The sequence below is a fragment of the Mesorhizobium captivum genome, from assembly GCF_033977165.1.
Lineage (GTDB): Bacteria > Pseudomonadota > Alphaproteobacteria > Rhizobiales > Rhizobiaceae > Mesorhizobium > Mesorhizobium captivum.
Window position 1 is genome coordinate 128912 of record NZ_JAVIJB010000004.1, and the last position, 22774, is coordinate 151685.

Sequence of the window (22774 nt, forward strand, 5' to 3'; positions counted from 1 at the left end):
TCATGACTGCGCGCATGAGCGCCGACGACAGGATCATCATCGCCAATGACGCGGTCATCCATCCAGGTGACCTGCATGAGGATTTCATCCGCTCCTCCGGTCCGGGCGGCCAGAACGTCAACAAGGTGGCGACGGCCGTGCAGCTGCGCTTCGACGCGGCGAATGCTTCCGGATTGTCCGACCGCGTGCGCGAGCGCGCCATCAGGCTTGCCGGCCAACGCGCCACCAAGGATGGCGTCATCGTCATCGAAGCCGGGCGATTCCGCACCCAGGAACAGAACCGCGCCGACGCGCGGGCGAGGCTGACGGCGCTGGTCGCCAAGGCGGCCGAACCGCCGCCGCCGCCGCGCAAGAAGACGAAGCCTTCGAAAGGAGCCGTCGAGCGGCGCCTCAAGACCAAGGCCGGGCGCTCGACGGTGAAGAAGCTGCGCGGCCGGGTAGAGAACGATTAATGCATGTCGCCCAAAAGCGTGCAGCGGCTTTGGGAGAACGACATGCATCAAACAAAGACTTAAAACGCGTCGCCTGAAGCCGTTCTGCGTGACGCGCTTTAAGCACCGCGGCGATTGCGGGAACGAAGCCGCTTCCAATTCTGGGTTGCAGATGGCAAGCTCGGGCTCCCGCCACACGAGGAGACCAAAAGATGGGCATGTTCGATTTCGTCAAAGGCGTCGGCAAGAAGCTTGGCTTCGGCGGCGAGGAAGCGCCACCCAGCGCCGACACGCTCAAGCAGGAGCTCGATTCCCACAAGCTCGGCACCGACGGCGTGCAAGTGGAGGTCAAGGGCGACACGGCTGTGCTCAAGGGCACGGTCAAGGATCAGTCGATCTTCGAAAAAGCCGTCGTCGCCGTCGGCAACACACTTGGCGTTTCCAAGGTGCAGGCCGACGAATTGCAGGTCGCGCCCGAAGCCGGCAAGGCGGCAAGCCCGGCCAAGGAGCCGACCTTCTACACCGTCCAGAAAGGCGACAACCTCTGGAAGATCGCCGAAAAGAGCTACGGCAAGGGCCAGGGCGCCAAGAACACCATCATTTTCGAGGCGAACCGGCCGATGCTGACCCATCCCGACAAGATCTATCCAGGCCAGGTGCTGCGCATCCCCGATCTCGCCTGACCGGCAATCGACATGGAAGAACGGAGAACGGCGGCTTTCGGGTCGCCGTTTTCCTTTGTCGATGGCATGCTGTGCCGGCGTCAATCGAAGAGACGGTGGTCCATGCTCGTTCTGCCCAACGGCGTTCGCCATATGCCGGGCTATCTGCCGCGCCCGGCGCAGGAAGCGCTGGTCGAGGAGATCAGGCGCGTCGTGCAGGCGGCGCCGCTCTATGTGCCGGCCATGCCGCGCACCGGCAAGGAGATGAGCGTGCGCATGACCAATTGCGGCGCGCTCGGCTGGGTGACGGACCGCGAGCGCGGCTATCGCTACCAGCCAACGCACCCGGTGACGGGGCAGCCGTGGCCGCCGATCCCCGAAGCCTTGCTAAAAGTGTGGCGCGAGGTCTCGGCCTATGCGCATCCGCCTGAGGCCTGCCTCGTCAATTTCTATTCGGCGGACGCCAAGATGGGCCTGCACCAGGACCGCGACGAGCAGGATTTCGCCGCGCCCGTCGTCTCGGTGTCGCTGGGCGACGACTGCCTGTTCCGGGTCGGCCAGACCACGCGCGAAGGCGGCACGAAGTCGTTCAGGCTGAGGAGCGGCGATGTCGTCGTGCTCGGCGGCGAGGGGCGCCTCTCATTCCACGGCGTCGACCGCATCTACCCCGCGACATCGGCGCTGTTGAAGAATGGCGGCCGAATCAATCTGACGCTGCGGCGGGTGACGGTGCCCGGCTGACGACAATGGCCGGAGCGTTAAAGCGCGTCGCGCTGAAACGGATTCAGGCGACGCGCTTTAAGCCTTTGTTTTGATGCATGTCGTTGTCCCAGAACCGCTGCACACTTCTGGGCGACATGCATTAAATCGATCCGACCGCGCCGGCTTCGCCGCAGCTAACCGAATCTACAGATTTCTCCCATAGACCAGAGCAATGTCGGGGAACCGCGCGGCGGCGGCTCGCCTGCAACCGCAGGGAAAGCAAGGACTCGGGGGCCGAAAAAGCGATTCCAGCCAGAGCGAAATCGCTTGATGCACTCCGGTATCAGGGCTTGGGCAATGGTTATGACGCGATCAGTTTTCAATCGCGCCGGGCCGATCGTCGGTGCGGCGGCGCAGCTTGTCCGCAGGGATTCGGGCCTTTACCTCACAATTGCCGCCTACACGTTGGCCGGGCTGGTTTTTCTTCATGCCGTCGGCGCGGATGACCGCAGCGCGTACTCGATATATTTTGCGGACTGGATAAAGCTTAACTGTCTGGTATTCCCCATATTCGTCGTCATTTTTGACGCGATCCTCATCTTGTACCGTTTCAACTCCCGGCGGCCTCTTGTCGTGAAAGCCACGTTTTCCAACAGCCGGTTGGCATATTTCCTGTCCGGACTATGCCTTCTCGTGGCGCTGATGATCTTCCAGGGCACGTTCACGTCGGTAAAAAACGCCATGCCTGTCTGGCAGGGCGGTTTTCGGTTCGATGTCGTGCAGGCCAACATCGACAACTTCCTGCATTTTGGAGTTGATCCGTGGCGCTGGCTCTACGCGGTGGCCAAAAATGACTCGGTGCGCGTCCTGGTAGAGTGGAACTACAACGCCTTGTGGTTCCTGCTCAATTTCACCACCCTGTTCTTTGTCGCGACATCGCCCAAGGCGGCATCAATTCGGACACGCTATCTGGCCTGCTTCATGGCGGTCTGGATTGTTGTCGGAAACGTGCTGGCCGCACTGTTCCTGTCGGCTGGCCCGGCATTTTACGGCCTCGTGACGGAAGACACCGCGCGGTTTGGCGAGCAGCTGGCCTTCCTGGCCAAAGGGCTTGGAGCGCCCAACTCCGCTGTTTCCAATCAGAACTATCTGTGGTCGCTGAACGAAGCCGGGCGGACGGGTTTTGCTTCGGGCATTTCGGCGTTTCCCAGCGTCCATGTCGCTTTGGTAACGCTTAACGCGCTGTTCCTGCGCGAGTACAACCGCTATCTCGGCGCGCTGGCGTTCCTCTATGTGGCCTTTGTCGCGGCCAGTTCGGTCTATCTGGCCTGGCACTATGCGATCGACGGCTATGTTGCCGCTTCCGTGACGCTGCTGATCTATGTCGTGGCTCGCAAGCTGGTCCCGGCGGATCGCCGGTTGCCGGCGCCGCGCACGCAACCCGCTGCTCGTCCCGAGGCGGTCTTCGCGATTTCGTGAGCATCGGGACGGGAGCCACGCAATTTTCCGGAATTGCCTCGGTCGACCGACGCCACGGCGGGATGGTCAAAGCTTCCGCAGCGCCACTTCCTCGACCAGGTGATTGGCGCCCTTGCGCAGGATAAGGTCGGCGCGCGCCCTGGTCGGCAGGATATTCTCGCGCAGATTCTTCAGGTTGATATTGCTCCACAGGCCCTCGGCGATGGCGCGCGCGGCGTCCTCCGAAAGCTGCGAATAGCGGTGGAAGAAGGAGTTCGGGTTACGGAAGGCGGTCTCGCGCAGGCGCATGAAGCGCTGGATGTACCACTGGTGGATCAGCTTCTCGTCGGCATCGATATAGATGGCGAAGTCGAAGAAGTCGGACAGGAACGGCACGATCTTGCCGTCCTTCGGCAGCTTGCCGGGCTGCAGCACGTTGATGCCCTCGAAGATCAATATGTCAGGCCGGTCGATGGTCTGGAACTCGCCGGGAATGACGTCGTAGGTCAAGTGCGAATAGACTGGCGCGCGGACATCGCGCTGCGCCGACTTGATGCCCGACAGGAACCGAAGCAGCGCGCCGACGTCGTAGCTGTCGGGAAAGCCTTTGCGCTCCATCAGATTGTCTCGGCGCAGGATCTCGTTCGGCAAAAGGAAGCCGTCGGTGGTGACGAGGTCGACCTTCGGGCTCGACGGCCAGCGCGCCAGCAATTCCTTCAGCACGCGCGCCGTGGTCGATTTGCCGACCGCGACCGAACCGGCAATGCCGATGATGAAGGGGGTCTTGACCACGTCGACAGCGTTGAAGAAGGCCTGGCGCTGCCTGAACAGCAGCTGGCTCGCCTCGACATGCGCCGAAAGCAGGCGGGACAGCGACAGGTAGATGCGCTTGACCTCTTCGAGGTCGACCGGGTCGTTGAGCGAACGCAGCCGGTCGATCTCGTCCTCGGTGAGCGTGAGCGGCGTGTCGGCGCGGAATTGCGACCATTGCTCGGCCGAGAAGAAGCGATAGGGGGAATACTTCTCGGTCGGAGCAAGCTGGTCCATCGAGTCTCCTGCCCTCCTAGAGCATGATGCCGAAAAGTGCGAAGCGGTTTTCGGGCGACATCATGCTCCCTTCGATCAGCCCCGGGGCCGGGACGCCTTCTCGGCGATGCCCGAGCGGCCGGTGCGGCCCTCGAGCTCCTTCAGCACGTCGTCCAAAGGAATGCCGGCGATGCCGAGGACGACCAGCCAATGATATAGAAGATCGGCGCTTTCCGAAACGAGGGCCTGCCTATCGCCGCGAATGGCGGCGATCACGGTTTCGACCGCTTCCTCGCCGAGCTTCTGCGCCGCCTTGTCCATGCCCTTGGCGAACAGTTTCGCCGTCCACGAGTCCGGGTCGCCGGAATGGGCGCGCTCATGGATGATCGTTTCCAGTTCGGCGAGCGAAAATTGAGCCATGGCAGGGGTTTAAGTCCGATGGACGGCCGAGTCCAGCCGCATCGGCAGGCCGGCTCTGGCCATATGCGCCTTGGCCTCGGCGATGGTGTAGGTGCCGAAATGGAAGATCGAGGCGGCAAGCACCGCACCGGCATGGCCATCGCGAATGCCCTCGACCATGTGATCGAGCGTGCCGACGCCGCCGGAAGCTATCACTGGCACGCGCACGGCGTCGGCGATGGCGCGGGTGAGCGCGATGTCGTAGCCGGCCTTGGTGCCGTCGCGGTCCATCGAGGTCAGCAGGATCTCGCCGGCGCCGCGATCGACCATCCGCCTGGCGAACTCGACCGCGTCGATGCCGGTCTTCTCGCGCCCGCCATGGGTGAAGATCTCCCAGCGGTCGGCTTCGCCGGCGGCCGACACCTTCTTGGCGTCGATGGCGACGACAATGCACTGGTTGCCGAACTTGTCGGCGGCCTCAGTGACGAAATCCGGATTCTTCACCGCCGCCGTGTTGATCGACACCTTGTCGGCGCCGGCCAGAAGCAGCTTGCGGATGTCGGCCACCTGGCGCACACCGCCGCCGACGGTGAGCGGCATGAAGCATTGTTCGGCGGTGCGGGCGACGACGTCGAAGATCGTCTCGCGGTTGTCGGACGAGGCGGTGATGTCGAGGAAACAGAGCTCGTCGGCGCCCGCCGCGTCATAGGCCTTGGCGGCCTCGACCGGATCGCCGGCATCGACCAGGTCGACGAAATTGACGCCCTTGACGACACGGCCGTTCTTGACGTCGAGGCAGGGAATGACGCGGGCCTTCAGCATCAGCGCCGCTCCATGGTCGACAGCAGGTCGACCACCAGCTCGCCGACCAGCGGCGGCACGTCGCCCTTCGGGTCGAAGGCCGGATCGTAGGCGGAAATGGTGAGCCCGGCAACGGTCAGCGGCCCTGCAAGGCCGCACATTGCCGCCCGCACCTCGTCGGGCGCTGGACCGCCGGGCGTGGTGTAGCGATTGGCCTGCAGTTCCTCGGGGTCATGAATGTCGAGATCGATATGCATATGGACCCGTTCGGCGCCGGCGGCTTTCAACTTCTCCGCGGCGCCTGCCCAGTCCGGGCACTCGGTGCGGATGACCGGCAGCGTCTCCAGCAATTCCTGCTCTGCCGGGTCGAGGTCGCGCGAGTTGACCAGCACGCAACGGGCCGCATCGATCGGCTTGAACCCCGGAATCTGTGCCGCCATCCGCCGCCAGCACAGGCCGAGCACCGTCGCCAGCGCCATGCCGTCGAGAAAGCCGGAGGTGGAGGTATCGGGCGTGTTGAGGTCGCCGTGCTGGTCGGCCCAGATAATGGCGTCCGCGCCTTCGCCGGCCACCGCGCCCGCGCTGGTCAGGCAGTTGCCGGCCAGAACGATGGGGAAGCGCCCATTGTCCAGCGCGATGCGAACCTCGCCCGAAACGGCGTTGCAGACGGCAAATCCGGTTGCGATCTCACGTTCCTGCTCATCCTCGCTCACCTTGCCGATGTCATGCACGGCGACGTCGTGGCCGGCAAGCTTCAACGCCTCGGCCAGCCCGCCGGCGATGAGCGCGTCGGGGCCCTGGCCGCAGCCGCCGTGATAATGGCCGCTGTCATAGGACGCCAGGATGATCGAAATGTTCACGTTCTTGCCTCCGCCCCTTCGCCGCGCAGGATCGCCAGTGCCTCCGCCGGGTCGATGCGCCCATCATAGAGCGCGCGGCCGGAGATCGCGCCTTCGAGCCTCCTGGCATCGGGCATGGTCATGCGTACGATGTCGGCGATCGAGGCGAGCCCGCCGGAGGCGATCACCGGGATCGACACCGCCTCGGCGAGGTCGATGGTGGCGTCCCAGTTGATGCCGGAGAGCACGCCGTCGCGGTCTATATCGGTGTAGATAATGGCGGCGACGCCTGCGCCCTCGAACTTCTTCGCCAGCTCGATGACGCCGAGTTCCGAGGCTTCCGCCCAGCCTTCGACGGCGACCTTGCCGCCCTTGGCGTCGATGCCGACCGCGATCTTGCCCGGGAAAGCCCTGCAGGCTTCCTTCACGAGCTCGGGCTCGCGCACGGCCACCGTGCCGAGGATGACGCGCGCCAGGCCGCGGTTCAGCCAGTCCTCGATCTGCGCCAACGTGCGGATGCCGCCGCCGAGCTGGACCGGCTTCTTCGTCGCCTTGAGGATGGCGCCGACCGCCGCGGAATTGACGCTCTGGCCCTTGAAGGCGCCGTTGAGGTCGACGACGTGCAGCCATTCGAAGCCCTGCTCCTCGAAGGCTCTCGCCTGGGCTGCCGGGTCATCGTTGTAGACGGTGGCAGTGGCCATGTCGCCATGCTTCAGGCGCACGCATTTGCCGTCCTTGAGGTCGATGGCGGGAAAGAGAATCACGGTCAGGCGCCCTCGACGATCACGAAATGGCCGGTCGACGCCGCCAGCCGGAATTTCAAGGCTTCCTGATATTCCGGCGACTCATAGCAGGCGAGCGCCGTTTCGTAGGATGAAAACTCCACCACCACATGGCGGTTCCCCGTCGGCCCTTCCGGATTCGTATAGCGCCCGGCCCGGACCGGGAACTTGGCGCCATATTTGGCGAAGGCTTTTGCGTTGGCCTCGAAGTAGTTGTTGTAGGCCCCCGCGTCGCGGACATCGATCATGGCGATCCAATAGCCCTTCTTGCTCATGCTACGGCCTCCATCTCAGGAAATTGGCGATCAGCGCCAGGCCGAGAGCCTGGCTCTTTTCGGGATGGAACTGCGTGCCGGCGAGGTTGTCGCGGGCCACGGCCGCCGTCACCGGGCCGCCATAGTCGGCGGTCGCCAGCACCTCGCCAGGGTTCCTCGCCTCCAGATGATAGGAATGGACGAAATAGGCGTGCAGGCCCTTTGGACCGGTCTCGATGCCCGAAAACAGCGGATGCTTGCGTTGAAGCTCGATCGTGTTCCAGCCGATCTGTGGGATCTTCAGCGCCGGATCCGTCGGCGTGATTTCCTTGACGTCGCCGGAAATCCAGCCGAAGCCCTTGGTGATCGTCTTCTCGAGGCCGCGTTCCGACATCAGCTGCATGCCGACGCAGATGCCGAGGAAGGGCCGTCCTTTGCGAAGAGCCACCTCTTCCACCGCTTCCCACATACCGGCAACGGCATGCAGGCCGGCGGCGCAGTCGGCATAGGCGCCGACGCCCGGCAAAACGATGCGGTCGGCGCTGCGAACCCGTTCAGCGTCGGCCGTCAGGTCGATGGTCGCGGCAATGCCGGCCTCATGCGCGGCGCGCTCGAAAGCCTTGGTGGCCGAGCGCAGATTGCCCGAGCCGTAGTCGACGATTGCTACCCGCATATTCAGGGCCTTCCCGGTGTATGGGTCAGCCCAAGCGCCATGCCCGTCTGGGCGGGGCGCGCCAGGCTCGTATCGGGAACGATGCGCGGCATGGATGTCAGCTCTTCCTCCTGTTCACCGACTTCCAGCACGTAGCGCGCCTCGGCGCCGCCAAGATTGCCGGCCTCGACCACGCCCCATTCACGCCAGCCGCGGCGGCGCAGCGCCGATATCCGCAGGCCCTGCCCTTCGAGCCCGACATAGAGCGACACCAGCAGCGACAGGGCCGATCCGGCCCATTCAAGGCCGAGCTTTTCGCCGAGCACCGACAGGATCACCATGACGGCGAAGGTAAGCAAGGCCTCGATCCACAGCCGGTGCCAGGCGAGCCAGATCGGCGAGAACAGGAACCCGAGCCAGGTGAAGCCGTCGCGCACCAGGGTCGCTTCCTCGGCCTTGTTGCTGCCCGCCGGCGGCTCCATCACGACATAGATGGCCATAGGGCTATCCTTTCAGAGATCCCTTGGTGGACGGCACCGCATCGGGCTGGCGCGGGTCGGGCTCCAGCGCGGCGCGCAACGCCCTCGCCACCGCCTTGAAGCAGGTCTCGGCGACATGATGGTTGTTGGCGCCGTAATGGTTGGCCACATGCAGCGTGATGCCGGCATTCTGGGCCAGCGCCTGGAAGAACTCGCGCACCAGCTCGGTATCGAAGGTGCCGATCTTCGGCGACGAGAAGGATACGTTCCAGACCAGGAACGGCCGGCCGGAAACGTCGATCGCTGCTCTCGTCAGTGTCTCGTCCATGGCAAGGTCGATCGAGGCATAGCGCATGATGCCGCGCCGCTCGCCCAAAGCCTTGCTCAGCGCCTGGCCGATCGCGATGCCGGTGTCCTCGACCGTGTGGTGGTCGTCGATGTGCAGATCGCCCTTGGCCTTGACCGTCATGTCGATCAGCGAATGGCGCGACAGCTGGTCGAGCATATGGTCGAAGAAGCCGACGCCTGTCGCGATGTCGGATTTGCCCTTGCCGTCGACATGGACCGACACGGAAATCTCGGTTTCCCTGGTCTTGCGGCTCACTTCGGCGGAACGCGACGGCATCGCTCTGTCCTTATCCAGAGGTCATGGGCTTGAAAACGAGAGCCTTCTATCAGCATGATCCGGCGATTGCCAGTTGCCATTCCGGACGGTATCGGCCTTGCCGGAGGGGCGGTTTGCAATCACTCGTCCCATGCATACATATGGCGATCAAATGTCACTCGTACCGCGCCAATCGCCTTTGAAAAGGGATGGCGCGAATCGGAGCTGGAAATGTCGAATGAACTGACCATGCACGCCACGACCATCATCAGCGTGCGCAAGGGCAACAAGGTCGTGATCGCCGGCGACGGCCAGGTCAGCCTTGGCCAGACCATCATGAAGGGCAACGCCCGCAAGGTGCGCCGCATCGGCAAGGGCGGCAGCGTCATTGCCGGTTTCGCCGGCGCCACCGCCGACGCCTTCACCCTCCTCGAACGCCTCGAAGGCAAGCTCGAACAATATCCGGACCAGCTGACGCGGGCCTGCGTCGAACTCGCCAAGGACTGGCGCACCGACCGCTATCTGCGCCGGCTGGAGGCGATGATGCTGGTGGCCGACAAGTCGGTCTCGCTGGCGCTGACCGGCACCGGCGACGTGCTCGAGCCCGAGCATGGCGTCATGGCCATCGGCTCCGGCGGCAATTACGCGCTGGCCGCGGCCCGCGCGCTGATGGACACCGACAAGGACGCCGAGGAGATCGCCCGCAGGGCCATGCAGATCGCGGCCGACATCTGCGTCTACACCAACAGCAGCTTCGTCGTCGAAACGCTCGATGCCGCCTGAGGCGGCCGGCCATGATCCCAAAAAGTGGGAACCGGGTTTTGGAAAAGATCATGGTCAAACAAGACCGTAGCTACGATTTTCGGCCGGTCACCGAGAAGGACTTGCCGACGATCGCCGGCTGGCTGGCCGAGCCGCATGTCGCCGAATGGTGGGCCGATCCGCAGAAGGAACTCGCCGAGATCCGCGCGCATATCTCTTCGGTTTCGGTGGAGCCGCTGATCGTCGAGCTCGACGGCAGGCCGATCGCCTACCTGCAGAGCTACGATCCGCATCTCGAGGACGACCATCCGTACGCCGACCAGCCATTCGGCACGCTGGGCATCGATCTGTCGATCGGCCCGGCGGAACTGCTCAGCATCGGCCACGGTTCGGCGATTGTCCGCCAGTTCGTCGAGGAACTGTTCGAAGAAGGCGCGCCGCGCGTCATCATCGATCCGCATCCGGACAATGGCCGCGCCATCCGCGCCTATGAGAAGGCCGGCTTCAGGCCGATCGGGCGCAGGCATTCGGAATATGGGGACGTCGTGCTGATGGCCGTCGACGCGGCCGAAGCCGACACAGAAGAGGGGGACTGACCGCAATGACCGCATCCGGGGAAGACAAGACGCTTTCCGCCTATGAAGACAGCTGGCGGATGGGGCTGCTGCTGGTGCTCGCGCTGGTCATTTTCCAGGCCGGCGCTCTCTATGGCATGGGCCATCCGCCGATCTGCACCTGCGGCTACGTCAAGCTCTGGCATGGCGTGGTGAACAGCTCGGAGAACTCCCAGCACATCGCCGACTGGTACACCTTCTCGCATATCATCCACGGCTTCCTGTTCTATGCGCTGGCGACGTTTCTGTTTCCGCGCTCGCCGGTCGGGCTGAGGCTCGCCTTCGCCGTCCTCATCGAAGGCGGCTGGGAGTTGCTGGAAAACAGCCCCTTCATCATTGACCGCTACCGCGCCGGCACCATCTCGCTCAATTACTACGGCGACAGCGTCATCAACTCGGTGTCCGACACGTTGTTCATGGTGCTGGGATTTGTGATGGCGCGAAAGCTTCCTATATGGGTGATCGTTGCCCTGGCCCTCATCTTCGAGTTCGGCACGGGCTACATCATCCGGGACAATCTGACGCTCAACGTGATCATGCTGCTGCATCCGTTCGAGTCCATCAAGCAGTGGCAAAGTGGAATTTGAGTATGAGCACCTTCTCCCCTCGCGAAATCGTTTCGGAACTCGACCGCTTCATCATCGGCCAGAAGGACGCCAAGCGCGCCGTGGCGATCGCCTTGCGCAACCGCTGGCGCCGCCAGCAGCTGGAAGGCCAGATGCGCGAAGAGGTGATGCCGAAGAACATTCTGATGATCGGCCCGACCGGCGTCGGCAAGACCGAGATCTCGCGCCGCCTGGCACGGCTTGCCGGCGCGCCCTTCGTCAAGGTCGAGGCCACCAAGTTCACCGAGGTCGGCTATGTCGGCCGCGACGTCGAGCAGATCGTGCGCGATCTGGTCGAGGTCGCCATCGGCCTGGCACGCGAGAAGATGCGCGAGGACGTCAAGGCACGCGCGCAGGTCAACGCCGAGGAGCGCGTTCTGGAAGCCCTGGTCGGCAAGACGGCAAGCCCCGCGACCCGCGACAGCTTCCGCAAGCGGCTGCGCGACGGCGAGCTTGACGACAAGGAGATCGAGATCGAGGTGGCCGACACCGGCACCGGCGGCATGCCGGGCTTCGAGATTCCCGGCATGCCCGGCGCCAATATCGGCGTGCTCAACATCAACGACATGCTGTCGAAGGCGATGGGGGGCCGCAAGACCAAGACCCGCAAGACCACGGTGCGCGATTCCTATTCGGTGCTGGTCAACGACGAGTCCGACAAGCTGCTCGACCAGGACGAGGTGGTGCGCCGGGCGCTGGAATCGGCCGAGAATGACGGCATCGTCTTCATCGATGAGATCGACAAGATCGCGTCGCGCGAAGGCGGCATCGGCGCCGGCGTTTCCCGTGAAGGCGTGCAGCGCGACCTGCTGCCGCTGGTCGAAGGCACGACGGTCGCGACCAAATACGGGCCGATCAAGACGGATCATATCCTGTTCATCGCCTCGGGCGCCTTCCACGTCTCCAAGCCATCGGATCTGCTGCCGGAACTGCAGGGCCGCCTGCCGATCCGTGTCGAGCTGCGGGCGCTGGAGAAGGAGGATTTCGTCCGCATCCTGACCGAGACCGAGGCCAGCCTCATCAAGCAGTACATCGCGCTGATGAAGACCGAGGGCGTCGATCTCGTCTTCACCGACGACGCCATCGATTCGCTTGCCGGCATTGCCGTCGAGCTCAACGCCAATGTCGAGAATATCGGCGCCAGACGCCTGCAGACGGTGATGGAGCGGGTGCTGGACGAGATTTCCTACGACGCGCCGGACCGCCACGGCACGGCGGTCACCATCGATGCCGCCTATGTTGAGAAGCATGTCGGCGACCTGTCGCGGAACACCGACCTGTCGCGGTTCATCCTCTAAAGTAAAGCCGGGCATGTGTGGCCAGATGGTACCATCTGGCCACCTTTCGTTCCGTCGGAAGCTTGCCTCGTCTCGACTCTCCCGGCCGCTTTACCTAGTTTGCCGCCGATTCCGAAGGCAATTTCAGGAAAAGTGCGTAGCGGTTTTCCGCCAGAAATTGCGTAAAAATAAGTAGTTGGAGCGGATCGGCGACAGCTGAGCTGCTCCAGGGCGGCGGCGCATGAAGAAACGCGTACTTCTCTTTCTCGGCCTGGCATTGGCGGCGGCGGTGGCAAGCGCCGATGCGGCGACCATGGTGCCGCCGGGCAACCGCAACGGCGTGCAGCCCGACATTCCCGGCGCCTCCAGCCGGCGCACCCAGGCCACCAACACCACCTTCCAGGCCAAGTACCGCAAGGTCTACGCTCTGCTGCAGAACGATGCCGAGCTTCGCGCCAAGATCAGGAAGACGGCGGCGGCCTACGGCATCGATCCGATGCATATCGTCGGCGCCATCGTCGGCGAGCACACCTACAATGTCGACGCCTACGACCGGCTGCAGACCTATTACGTCAAGGCGATGTCCTATCTGTCGAGCAAGCTCACCTTTGCCTATGGCGGCGAGGACGTCAGCGATTTCGTTCAGCGGCCGGAATTCGAGAAATGCGCCAGCATGGACGACAGCTACGATCTCTGGGAGTGCCGCGAGCAGGTGTGGAACCATTCCTTCCGCGGCAAGACCGTCGGCGGGACGAGCTTCCCCAATGACCGCTTCGGCGCCACTTTCTTCCAGCCCTATTACGCCGGCCAGACCTTCGGCCTCGGCCAGCTCAACCCGCTAACGGCGCTGCAGATGAGCGACATCGTGCACAAGGTCTCCGGCCTGCCGGAGCTCGACGTCGGAGATCCCAACTCGGTCTACAAGACCATCATGGATCCGGACCTGACGCTGCCCTACGTCGCCGCGACCATCAGGAAGTCGATCGACGCCTACCGCAGCATCGCCGGCTTCGACATCTCGCACAATCCGGGCCTGACCGCCACGCTCTACAATGTCGGCAATCCCGAGCAGCGCGCCTATGCACTGAAGGAAGAGAACGAGAAGCGCCGCGCCGCGGGGGAACCGGAGAAGCTGCCGGAGGAGAACTATTACGGCTGGCTGGTCAACGACAAGCTGGACGAGCTGAAGGCGCTTTTCTAGCCAGTCTTCTCACGCCGCCAGCAGCGACTTCAATTTGACCGACTGCGAGCCGAGCGCCTCGGGCGCCGGGCTTGCCCGTTTCGCAATCAGCATCTCCGCCAGCCGGATGTCGCGCGCCACCGCATTGCCGGGGCCGATGCCGCTCGCGGCAACCAGCCGCCCGTCGTCGGCCAAATGGAACAGGATGAAGGCGCCGTCGTCGAGGTCGCGCCGCACCGTCGAGCGGCCTTCGTCCGAAAGCCCGGCGATCTGGAGGGTTAGCCCGTACTGATCGGACCAGAACCAAGGCACGGCGGCGTGCGCCTCGTTGGCGCCCAGCATGTTCTTCGCGGCCAAAGCGCCCTGCTCCTGCGCATTGCGCCAGGCCTCGAGCCGCACGCGCCGGCCGCCATAAACGCCAAGCGGAAACGAGCAGCAGTCGCCGGCGGCGAAGATGTCCGGATCATCGGTGCGCAATTGAGCGTCGACGGCGATGCCGTTGTCGATCGCCAGTCCCGCTTCGGTGGCAAGCGCCGTCACCGGCACAGCGCCGATGCCGATCACCGCGAGATCGGCGACGACCTCGTTGCCGTCGGCAAGCTTGATGAGGACTTCCACACCATTGTCGGCAATGGCCGCGATACCCTGGCCGGTAAGCACTTTCACGCCTTCGGTCTCATGTGCCTTGTGGATGATCTCGGCGATCTCGGCCGGCACGCCGCGCATCAGGATGCGCGGCTGCGCCTCTAGCACCGTGACCGTGGCGCCGAGCTTGCGCGCCGAGGCGGCGAGCTCGAGGCCGATGAAGCCGCCGCCGATGATGGCGACGCGGTTGCCGGCGCTGAGATGGGACCGGATGGCGAGCGCGTCGTTGAAGGTTCTGAGATAAACGCAGCGGCCGCCCAGGCCCGGCATCGGCAGCTTGCGCGGCACGGATCCTGTCGCGAGCAGCAGCTTGTCATAGGCAAGGGAAGAACCGTCCGACAGGCGCACGGCATGCGCGGCGCGGTCGATCGCGACGGCGCGGACGGAATGGATATGGCGGATCGAGCGCTCGGCCAAAAGTTCGTCGCTGGCGATCGCCTTGATCAGCGGCGCCGCGACGGTCATCGCTTCCTTCGACAGCGGCGGCCGCTCATAGGGCAGATGCGGCTCGTCGCCGACCAGCGTCACCGGCCCGTCATAACCGAGGTCGCGCAGCGTGAGCGCGGCGCGCCCGCCGCATTCGCCGGCGCCGATGATCACCATTCCTCCCGTCATCGCCGTCACCCGACCTGAATGAGGACTTTGCCGGCGTCGACCTTGACCGGATAGGTCTTGAGGTTGACGCAGACCGGCGCGCCGCGCGCGTCGCCGGTCTTGTAGTTGAAGCGGCCATTATGCTTCGGGCATTCGATGATGTCGTCCATCACCAGCCCGTCCGCCAGATGCACCTTCTCATGCGAGCACAGGCCGTCGGTCGCGAAATACTCATCCTCCGGGCTGCGATAGATGGCGTAGGTGCGGCCGGCATGATCGAACCGCATCACGTCCTCTTCGTCGATGTCTCCGGCCGTGCAGGCCTCGACCCAGTCGCTCATGTCGTCCTCCAGCGAAATTCTTGGTGTCGGTTGCGTCGGGCCGGTCACTCGGCCGCGGCCGCCACCGGATTGTCGTTGTGCAGCTCTTCCCGGTATGGCTTCGCCGTCGGCGGCAGCTCGCGCTTGAGGAAGTACTCCTCGTTGCGCAGCTGGCGCAGGAAGGCGGGAATCATCTCGCGATAACCGGCCAGGATCGATGGCGTCGGCGCCGGCAGGTCGTGCTTGATCAGCGCATGCAGCTTCGGCAGCGCATGATAGGGCACCATTGGGAACATGTGGTGCTCCACATGGTAGTTCATGTTCCAGTAGATGAACCGGCTGACCGGGTTCATCAGCACCGTGCGGCTGTTCAGGCGATGGTCGATGACGTTGTCGGCGAGGCCGCCATGCTGCAGCAGCCCGGTCATGACGTGGTGCCAGGCGCCATAGAGGCGGGGCAGGCCGACCAGCATCAGCGGCAGCCATGAATGCAGATAGAGCGCCAGCGCGATGGTCGCTATGTAGATGGCCAGCCAGACGCGGGCGGCGCGGATGGCCTTGGGCTGCTCCTGTTCGGGAATGAAGGTCTTTTCCGCGGCGCTGATGACGCCGGCGGCATTGCGCACCATGTCGGCCATCGCGTGCCAGGCGTCGAGAATGCCGAAGAAATTCAGCACCAGGCGCACAAGGTCCGGCGGCCGCATGACGGCGATCTCCGGATCGCGGCCGACGATGATGGTGTCGGTGTGGTGGCGCGTATGGCTCCAGCGCCAGGTCACCGGATTGCGCATGATCATGAAGCAGGCGATCTGGTAGACGGCATCGTTCATCCACTGGGTGCGGAAAGCGGTGCCGTGGCCGCATTCGTGCCAGCGGGAATCGGTCGAGGAGCCGTAGAGCGTGCCATAGACGAAGAAGAACGGCACGCACCACCAAGTGCCCCAGAACCAGGCGCCGCCCGCGCCGCTGAGGATCAGCGCGCCGAGCCAGACGATGGTGTCGCGGATCGCCGGCTGATCGGAGCGCTGCATCAGCTCCTTCATCTGCTTGCGCGGGATCTCGGTATGGTACCACTCGGCCGCCGACAGCCCGTTCTCGACCGCGCGCTTGGCGTCGCGGCCGGTCAGGCTGTAGTCGCGTCCGGGCAGTGCCGAAGACGTGATTGCCGTCATTGCGGGTTCCTCCATCGCCGCCCGGCGAGCGGCCCTCGGCAGGCCCAGGCTCGCGCATGGCTGGCTTCGACTTCACCATAGCTTCAAGCCATGATAGTCTCAACGTCACAAAGATAGATTCTCTCATTTCCTATCAGAATGAACTACTCTCAAGTCGAGCAGGCGATGGAGCATTCATGGCAAGGCGGCCGACAATCACCGATCTCGCGCGCGTTTCCGGCGTCAGCGTCGCCACCGTCGACAGGGTGCTGAACAACCGCCTGCCGGTGCGCAAGGAAACGGCGCGCCGGGTCTACGAGGCGGCGACCGATATCGGCTATCACGCCGCCGGGCTGATCAAGCAGCGCATGCGCCAGGAAATGCCGGAATACCGCCTCGGCTTCCTGCTGCTGCGCGGCAACGATGTCTTCTACGGCGATTTCGCGCGCGAGCTGGAACTGGCGGTGTCGCAATCGCAACGCATCCGTGGCGTCGCGACGATCGACTTCGCCGCTTCGCTGGCGCCCGACGAGATCGCCGCCCAGATGCGCAGGCTGGCGGCGAAATCGAGAGCCATCGCCGTCGTCGGCCCGGACCACCCGACGCTGACGGCGGTGGTCGAGGCGCTGAAGGCCAGGGGCCAACCGGTCTTTTCGCTGCTGTCCGACTTCGCCGCCGGCATCCGCGAGGGCTATGTCGGCCTCGACAACCGCAAGGTCGGCCGCACCGCGGCCTGGATGATCGCCAAGACGGCGAAGAAGCCGGGCAAGGTCGCGCTTTTCGTCGGCAGCCACCGCTTTCACGGCCATGAATTGCGCGAGATCGGCTTCCGCTCCTATTTCCGCGAGCACGCGCCGGACTTCACCGTGATGGAGACGCTGGTCAATCTGGAAGCCAACCAGGTGACGCATGATGCGATGCTCGACCTTCTGGCCCGGCATCCGGACCTGGCCGGCTGCTATGTCGCCGGCGGCGGCATGGAAGGCGCGGTCGCGGCGCTGAGGGCAGCAAAGCCGGCGAACATGCCCGCGGTCGTCTGCAACGAGATCAACGCCTTCTCGCGCGCGGCACTTGCCGACAACATGCTCACCATGGTGATTTCGACGCCGCTTGCGGCGCTTTGCCGCGAGCTTGTCGAGCTGATGGCGCATGCCATCGAGAGCGGCGCCGCCAATGCGCCCGGCCAGACGTTTTTGCCCTTCGACATCTATCTGCCGGAAAACATCTGAGCCGCCATTCGCCGGAATGATGTGATCCATCAGGCTGATGGAATTCCTTCGCGGCGGGATTGGCCCAAGATTCGCCGCGGAATACACCCGTCCCCTGGACACGGAGGGCGCTGCAGGCTGGTCGGCAATGAAAATCCGGCATGGCCATTCCGAATCTCCCTTGACGTCGCCGAGCGAAATGGAATAAATATTTCACCAACTGGGCATTTTGGTTCTTTCGTTCCGGAATATCTGTTTCAAACAGAGGACCAGGCGTTCCATTTGCGCAGGGAAAACGCCGTCGGAACGGCCATAGGGAGAGATTCCCCGGAGAGATCGGGGATTCCGGTTCAATCGGTGCAGCCGGACACCAAGTGGAGGAGAAACTAAAATGAAGAAACTGCTTTTGGGCGTCGCGCTATCGGCGCTGATGAGTTCGTCCGCCTTCGCCGCCAAGATCGGCGTTTCGATGGCTCTTTTCGACGACAATTTCCTGACCGTGCTGCGCAACGGCATGATCGCGCAGGCCAAGGGCATGGACGGCGTCGAGCTGCAGGTCGAGGACGCGCAGAACGACGTCGCCAAGCAGCTCGACCAGATCAAGAACTTCGCCGCTTCCGGCGTCGACGCCATCATCGTCAACCCGGTCGACACCTCGGCCACCCAGGCGATGTCGGATGCGGCCGCCGCGGCCAAGATCCCGCTGGTCTATGTCAACCGCGAGCCGGTCAATGTCGATAAATTGCCCGACAACCAGGCCTTCGTCGCTTCGAACGAGGCCGAATCCGGCACGCTCGAGACCAAGGAAGCCTGCCGCCTGCTCAAGGAAGCCGGTAAGAAGGAAGCCAATGTCTATGTGATCATGGGCGAGCTGTCGAACCAGGCCGCGGTGCAGCGGACCAAGGACATCGACGAAGTGATCGCCACGCCGGACTGCAATTTCATCAAGATCATCGACAAGCAGACCTCGAACTGGAAGCGTGACGAAGCGCAGAACCTGATGACCAACTGGCTGTCGTCCGGCAAGGCGTTCGACGGCGTCATCGCCAACAACGACGAAAGCGCCATCGGCGCGATCCAGGCGATGAAGGCAGCCAACATCGACATGAAGTCGGTCGTGGTCGGCGGCGTCGACGCCACCCAGGACGCGCTGGCCGCGATGCAGGCGGGCGATCTCGACGTGACGGTCTTCCAGGACGCGGCCGGCCAGGGCGCCGGCGCGCTCGACGCGGCGTTGAAGCTCGCCAAGGGCGAGAAGGTGGAGCACAAGGTCTATATCCCCTTCCAGCTCGTCACGCCGGCGAACATCGACAAGTTCTTGAAGAAGAACTGAGGCTGCGCTTCGCTAGAGCAATTCCAGGAAAAGTGTGAAACGGTTTTCCGTCCGGAATTGCTCAAAACAAGAGTGGAGCGGCGCTCCGACGCATCGGACTGGCTGAAACCGGCCGCTGATAGGGCGGCGCCGCTCCCTTCTTTCTCCCGCCCCACCGGGCGGGAGAGCGGGCGCGGTCATTCGGAGGAAGAAGACGTGTCACAGACATCGCATGGCATCGGCGGGCTGAGCTATGACGCCAAGAAGCGCCCCTGGCCTGCAGAGTTCAACGTGTTCCTGGCGCTGGTCATCCTGGTCGGCGCGTTCGAGCTGATCGGCCGCGTCTTCCTCGGCGACAGCTTCCTGTTCAACACCCGGCCCAACGTCGACGCGATCTTCAACGAGCAGCGCCTGCAGATCATCATCCTGCAGGTGTCGATCGTCGGCATCATCGCCATCGGCGTCACCCAGGTCATCATCTGCGGCGGCATCGACCTCTCATCAGGCTCGATCGTCGGCGCCACCGCCATGATCGCCATGAGCTTCGCGCAGGTTGCGACCGTTAACGGCAATCCCAACCCCAAGGCGATGTTCATCGACTATGGCTGGACCGACCTGCCGGTCTTCGTGCCGCTGCTGGTCGCCGTCGGCTGCGGCCTGATTGCCGGCATGATCAATGGCCTGCTCATCGCCTACACCCGCATTCCGCCCTTCATCGCCACGCTCGGCATGATGGTCACGGCGCGCGGCATCGCCAAATGGTGGTCGAAGGGCCAGCCGATCTCGTTCCCGACCGACAGCTTCGCGGCCATCGGCAAGGGGCTGATGCCGGTCGTCATCTTCATTTCGCTGGCGATCCTGTTCCAGCTCATCCTGAGCTACACCAGATACGGCAAGCACTGTTACGCCATCGGCTCCAACGAGGACGCCGCGCGCATGTCCGGCATCAAGATCGCCAACCACAAGGTGCTGGTCTATGTGATCGCCGGCATCCTCGCCTCCATCGGCGCGGTGGTGCTCTCCTCCAAGAACCTCACCGCACAGGCCGGCATGGGCGTGATGTACGAGCTTGACGCGATCGCCATGGCGGTCATCGGCGGGGTCTCGCTGTCCGGCGGTCGCGGGTCTATCATCGGCACCGTGATCGGCTCGCTGATCTTCGGCGTCATCATCTCCGGCTTCACCTTCCTGCGCCTCGACGCCTACTACCAGGAGATGGTCAAGGGCGTGATTATCGTCGGCGCAGTCGTTCTCGATCAATGGCGCCAGCGCCGCCGGGCGATAGGAGCTTGACCATGTCCGACATCGTTCTGAAGACCGAAAACCTCACCAAGCATTATGGCGGCGTGCACGCGCTGCAGGAGGCCAATTTCGAGCTGCGCAAGGGCGAGCATGTCGCCATCATGGGCGACAACGGCGCCGGCAAGTCGACCTTCGTGCGCCAGATCACCGGCGTCGAGCAGCGCACCGACGGCAAGATCTGGTTCGACGGCAATGAAGTGAACTTCGCCGGACCGATCGAGGCGCGCGAAGCGGGCATCGAGACGGTGTTCCAAAATCTCGCTCTGGCCGACGATCTCGACGTGCCGTCGAACCTGTTCCTCGGCCGCGAGAAGGTGCTGTTCAACCTCGGGCCCTTCTCGATCCTCGACCGCAAGGCGATGCGCAAGGCGACGGAGGCGGCGCTTGTCCGCACGGCGGTGAAGATCCCGAACCTCTCCAGCACCATCCGCCACATGTCGGGCGGCCAGCGTCAGTGCGTGGCGATCGCCCGTACCGCGACCTTCGCTTCCAAGCTCATCATCATGGATGAGCCTACGGCAGCCCTCGGCGTGCAGGAAACGGCCCAAGTCGAAAACATCATTCGCACGCTCAAGGAAAATGGCGAGCCGCTGATCCTGATCAGCCACAACATGCGCCAGGTGTTCGACCTGGTCGACCGCATCGTCGTCTTCCGGCGTGGCCGCATCGTCGCCAATTTGCGCAAGCAGGACACCGACGGCAACGACATCGTCGCCTATATCACCGGCGCCAAGACCGGACAGGCCGAACTCCAGGCCGCCTGACGGGCGTCACGACGGACCACCAATCGTCCGCGCCGGCCGGCGCGGACAGCTTTCTGAACCACCTCAAAGGACATTCCATGACACTCCGCTTCGCTCTTCTCGGCGCCGGTCGCATCGGCAAGGTGCATGCCCGCGCCGTTGCCTCAAACCCGCAGGCCAATCTGGTTGCCGTCGCGGACGCCTTCGAGAAGGCGGCGACGGAGCTCGCCTCCGCCTATGGCGCGGAAGTGCGCACCATCGCGGCAATAGAGCAGGCCAAGGACATCGACGCCGTCGTCATCTGCACGCCGACCGACACCCATGCCGATCTCATCGAGCGCTTCGCCAAGGCCGGCAAGGCGATCTTCTGCGAGAAGCCGATCGATCTCGACGTCAAGCGCGTTGAGCAGTGCCTCGCCGTGGTCGAGAAGGCCAATGCTGTGCTGATGGTCGGCTTCAACCGCCGCTTCGATCCGCATTTCGCCGCCGTCCGCAAGGCGATCGACGACGGCGCCATCGGCGCGGTCGAGATGGTCACCATCACCTCGCGCGATCCCGGCGCACCGCCGCTCGATTATATCGCCCGCTCCGGCGGCATTTTTCGCGATATGACCATCCATGACTTCGACATGGCGCGCTTCCTGCTCGGCGAGGAGCCGGTGGCGGTCAGCGCCCATGCCTCGGTGCTGGTCGACAAGAAGATTGGCGATGCGGGCGATTTCGACTCGGTCAGCGTCATCCTGGAAACCGCCTCCGGCAAGCAGGCCGTGATCTCCAACTCGCGCCGCGCCACCTATGGCTACGACCAGCGCATCGAGGTGCATGGGTCGAAGGGCATGGTCGCGGCCGAGAACCAGCGCCCGGTGTCGATCGAGCTTGCCAACGACAAGGGCTATACGCGTCCGCCGCTGCACGACTTCTTCATGACCCGCTACATCGACGCCTATGCCAACGAGATCGCGGCGTTCATCGCCGCCAACAGCGCCGGCAAGAACGCGTCGCCGAGCGGCAAGGACGGGCTGGTTGCGCTGAAGCTGGCCGATGCGGCCTTGCAGTCGGCGAAGACGGGCAAGACCGTCCGCGTCGACTGAACGTTTGGACTCGATCACAGGAGCAGAGCGATGAACGGTTTGGCCGGTCGCAATTCAGAAACGCGCGCCATCGTCACTGGCGGCGCGCAGGGCATCGGCTTCGCCGTTGCAGAGGCGCTAGCGGACGAGGGCTGCCGCGCGCTGGCGCTCATCGGCCGCTCGCAAGAGAAGGGCGACAAGGCCGTCGCCGCGCTGAAGAAGAACGGCGTCGACGCCATCTTCATCAGCGCCGATGTCGCCAAGGTCGCCGATTGCAAGCGCGCGGTCGAGACCGCGATCAAGCATTTCGGCACCTTGAACGCGCTGGTCAACGCCGCCGCCACCTCGGCGCGCGGCTCGCTGGTCGAGACCTCGGAGGAGCTGTTCGACCAGATCTTCGACACCAATGTGCGCGGCCCCTTCTTCCTGATGCAGGGCCTCGTCGCACATCTCTTGGAGCGCAAGGCGCCAGGCTCGATCGTCAACGTGCTGTCGATGTCGGCGCATGCCGGCCAGTCCTTCCTGACGCCCTATTCGACCAGCAAGGGCGCGCTGATGACGCTGACCAAGAATGTCGCCAGCTCCTACCGGCGGAACCGCATCCGCTGCAACGCGGTGCTGCCCGGATGGATGGATACCGAGGGCGAGGCGATCGTACAGAAGAAATGGCACGCAGCATCCGACGACTGGCTGGAAAAGGCCGAGGCCGCGCAGCCGATGGGCCAGTTGGTCAAGCCGGCGCAGCTTGCCCGGTTGATCACTTATATGCTCAGCCCGCAGGCCGGCGTCATGACCGGTTCGCTGGTCGACTACGACCAGAACATCGCCGGGGTGATCGGCGAGTAGCCGCAACGGGTAGCATCGCGCCTGTTGCCGCGGCATCATCATTCCCATATAGTCAA

At 63.9% G+C, this 22774-nt stretch carries 27 protein-coding genes; 15 read left to right on the forward strand and 12 right to left on the reverse strand.

The window, feature by feature from the left end:
- Positions 1–14: 14 nt before the first annotated feature.
- The 4 genes from arfB (at position 15) to RFM40_RS05820 (ending at position 3274) form a co-directional block, all read left to right on the forward strand.
- The gene (gene arfB, locus RFM40_RS05805; RefSeq protein ID WP_320218132.1) at positions 15–452 is read left to right on the forward strand and encodes an alternative ribosome rescue aminoacyl-tRNA hydrolase ArfB; all 438 of its coding nucleotides are present in this window, start codon (positions 15–17) and stop codon (positions 450–452) included.
- A gap of 191 nt (positions 453–643) precedes the next feature.
- A complete protein-coding gene (gene lysM, locus RFM40_RS05810) occupies positions 644–1114 on the forward strand; it encodes a peptidoglycan-binding protein LysM (protein ID WP_320227822.1) in 471 nt (156 codons plus the stop codon).
- A gap of 102 nt (positions 1115–1216) precedes the next feature.
- A complete protein-coding gene (locus tag RFM40_RS05815; RefSeq protein ID WP_320227823.1) occupies positions 1217–1834 on the forward strand; it encodes an alpha-ketoglutarate-dependent dioxygenase AlkB family protein in 618 nt (205 codons plus the stop codon).
- A gap of 324 nt (positions 1835–2158) precedes the next feature.
- Positions 2159–3274: a phosphatase PAP2 family protein gene (locus RFM40_RS05820; protein WP_320227824.1), complete on the forward strand. Its 1116-nt coding sequence runs from the start codon at positions 2159–2161 to the stop codon at positions 3272–3274.
- Positions 3275–3340: 66 nt separating this feature from the next.
- On the opposite strand, the gene coaA is transcribed toward RFM40_RS05820, so the two are convergent.
- From coaA to hisB, 9 genes are all read right to left on the reverse strand, one after another.
- Positions 3341–4300, reverse strand: coding sequence for a type I pantothenate kinase (coaA, locus tag RFM40_RS05825; RefSeq protein WP_320227825.1), 960 nt, complete (start codon positions 4298–4300; stop codon positions 3341–3343).
- A gap of 75 nt (positions 4301–4375) precedes the next feature.
- Positions 4376–4699: a phosphoribosyl-ATP diphosphatase gene (locus RFM40_RS05830; protein WP_320227826.1), complete on the reverse strand. Its 324-nt coding sequence runs from the start codon at positions 4697–4699 to the stop codon at positions 4376–4378.
- Between the two features lie 9 nt (positions 4700–4708).
- The gene (gene hisF / locus RFM40_RS05835; protein ID WP_320227902.1) at positions 4709–5503 is read right to left on the reverse strand and encodes an imidazole glycerol phosphate synthase subunit HisF; all 795 of its coding nucleotides are present in this window, start codon (positions 5501–5503) and stop codon (positions 4709–4711) included.
- On the reverse strand, positions 5500–6339 hold the full coding sequence (locus RFM40_RS05840) for an arginase family protein (RefSeq protein WP_320227827.1): 840 nt from the start codon (positions 6337–6339) through the stop codon (positions 5500–5502). The genes hisF and RFM40_RS05840 overlap by 4 nt, the downstream gene beginning before the upstream one ends.
- Positions 6336–7082, reverse strand: a complete 747-nt coding sequence (gene hisA / locus RFM40_RS05845) for a 1-(5-phosphoribosyl)-5-[(5-phosphoribosylamino)methylideneamino]imidazole-4-carboxamide isomerase (RefSeq protein ID WP_320227828.1) — start codon at positions 7080–7082, stop codon at positions 6336–6338. The genes RFM40_RS05840 and hisA overlap by 4 nt, the downstream gene beginning before the upstream one ends.
- A gap of 2 nt (positions 7083–7084) precedes the next feature.
- A complete protein-coding gene (locus RFM40_RS05850) occupies positions 7085–7375 on the reverse strand; it encodes a DUF1330 domain-containing protein (RefSeq protein ID WP_320227829.1) in 291 nt (96 codons plus the stop codon).
- Between the two features lies 1 nt (position 7376).
- Positions 7377–8027, reverse strand: a complete 651-nt coding sequence (hisH, locus tag RFM40_RS05855) for an imidazole glycerol phosphate synthase subunit HisH (protein ID WP_320227830.1) — start codon at positions 8025–8027, stop codon at positions 7377–7379.
- A 2-nt stretch (positions 8028–8029) separates the two neighbouring features.
- Entirely contained in the window at positions 8030–8506 is a 477-nt protein-coding gene (locus RFM40_RS05860) for a DUF2628 domain-containing protein (protein ID WP_320227831.1), read from the reverse strand.
- Positions 8507–8510: 4 nt separating this feature from the next.
- On the reverse strand, positions 8511–9110 hold the full coding sequence (gene hisB, locus RFM40_RS05865; protein WP_320227832.1) for an imidazoleglycerol-phosphate dehydratase HisB: 600 nt from the start codon (positions 9108–9110) through the stop codon (positions 8511–8513).
- A 210-nt stretch (positions 9111–9320) separates the two neighbouring features.
- On the opposite strand from hisB, the gene hslV reads away from it, so the two are divergent.
- The 5 genes from hslV (at position 9321) to RFM40_RS05890 (ending at position 13548) form a co-directional block, all read left to right on the forward strand.
- Positions 9321–9872 carry an ATP-dependent protease subunit HslV gene (gene hslV, locus RFM40_RS05870; RefSeq protein WP_320227833.1) on the forward strand — a complete coding sequence of 184 codons (552 nt, stop codon included), beginning with the start codon at positions 9321–9323 and terminating at the stop codon, positions 9870–9872.
- Positions 9873–9922: 50 nt separating this feature from the next.
- A complete protein-coding gene (locus tag RFM40_RS05875; protein ID WP_320227834.1) occupies positions 9923–10447 on the forward strand; it encodes a GNAT family N-acetyltransferase in 525 nt (174 codons plus the stop codon).
- A 5-nt stretch (positions 10448–10452) separates the two neighbouring features.
- On the forward strand, positions 10453–11052 hold the full coding sequence (locus tag RFM40_RS05880) for a DUF2585 domain-containing protein (protein WP_320227835.1): 600 nt from the start codon (positions 10453–10455) through the stop codon (positions 11050–11052).
- 2 nt (positions 11053–11054) lie between these two features.
- Positions 11055–12368 (forward strand): ATP-dependent protease ATPase subunit HslU, encoded by a 1314-nt coding sequence (hslU, locus tag RFM40_RS05885; RefSeq protein ID WP_320227836.1) that lies wholly within the window; start codon positions 11055–11057, stop codon positions 12366–12368.
- Between the two features lie 220 nt (positions 12369–12588).
- Complete coding sequence (locus RFM40_RS05890) at positions 12589–13548, forward strand: DUF1402 family protein (protein WP_320227837.1); 960 nt, start codon at positions 12589–12591, stop codon at positions 13546–13548.
- Positions 13549–13557: 9 nt separating this feature from the next.
- Here RFM40_RS05890 and RFM40_RS05895 read toward each other — a convergent pair whose 3' ends face one another.
- The 3 genes from RFM40_RS05895 to RFM40_RS05905 are packed head-to-tail and all read right to left on the reverse strand — an operon-like array spanning position 13558 to position 16258.
- Positions 13558–14787 (reverse strand): NAD(P)/FAD-dependent oxidoreductase, encoded by a 1230-nt coding sequence (locus tag RFM40_RS05895; RefSeq protein ID WP_320227838.1) that lies wholly within the window; start codon positions 14785–14787, stop codon positions 13558–13560.
- 5 nt (positions 14788–14792) lie between these two features.
- The gene (locus RFM40_RS05900; RefSeq protein ID WP_292341474.1) at positions 14793–15107 is read right to left on the reverse strand and encodes a MocE family 2Fe-2S type ferredoxin; all 315 of its coding nucleotides are present in this window, start codon (positions 15105–15107) and stop codon (positions 14793–14795) included.
- Between the two features lie 44 nt (positions 15108–15151).
- On the reverse strand, positions 15152–16258 hold the full coding sequence (locus RFM40_RS05905) for a fatty acid desaturase family protein (protein WP_320227839.1): 1107 nt from the start codon (positions 16256–16258) through the stop codon (positions 15152–15154).
- Positions 16259–16434: 176 nt separating this feature from the next.
- On the opposite strand from RFM40_RS05905, the gene RFM40_RS05910 reads away from it, so the two are divergent.
- The 6 genes from RFM40_RS05910 (at position 16435) to RFM40_RS05935 (ending at position 22718) form a co-directional block, all read left to right on the forward strand.
- On the forward strand, positions 16435–17466 hold the full coding sequence (locus RFM40_RS05910; RefSeq protein ID WP_320227840.1) for a LacI family DNA-binding transcriptional regulator: 1032 nt from the start codon (positions 16435–16437) through the stop codon (positions 17464–17466).
- A gap of 370 nt (positions 17467–17836) precedes the next feature.
- On the forward strand, positions 17837–18778 hold the full coding sequence (locus tag RFM40_RS05915; RefSeq protein WP_126096884.1) for a sugar ABC transporter substrate-binding protein: 942 nt from the start codon (positions 17837–17839) through the stop codon (positions 18776–18778).
- A gap of 195 nt (positions 18779–18973) precedes the next feature.
- Positions 18974–20050 carry an ABC transporter permease gene (locus RFM40_RS05920; protein WP_320218114.1) on the forward strand — a complete coding sequence of 359 codons (1077 nt, stop codon included), beginning with the start codon at positions 18974–18976 and terminating at the stop codon, positions 20048–20050.
- A 2-nt stretch (positions 20051–20052) separates the two neighbouring features.
- Positions 20053–20823, forward strand: coding sequence for an ATP-binding cassette domain-containing protein (locus RFM40_RS05925; RefSeq protein WP_126096886.1), 771 nt, complete (start codon positions 20053–20055; stop codon positions 20821–20823).
- A 77-nt stretch (positions 20824–20900) separates the two neighbouring features.
- Positions 20901–21893, forward strand: a complete 993-nt coding sequence (gene iolG / locus RFM40_RS05930; RefSeq protein ID WP_320277306.1) for an inositol 2-dehydrogenase — start codon at positions 20901–20903, stop codon at positions 21891–21893.
- A gap of 30 nt (positions 21894–21923) precedes the next feature.
- A complete protein-coding gene (locus tag RFM40_RS05935; protein ID WP_320227842.1) occupies positions 21924–22718 on the forward strand; it encodes an SDR family oxidoreductase in 795 nt (264 codons plus the stop codon).
- Positions 22719–22774: the final 56 nt, after the last annotated feature.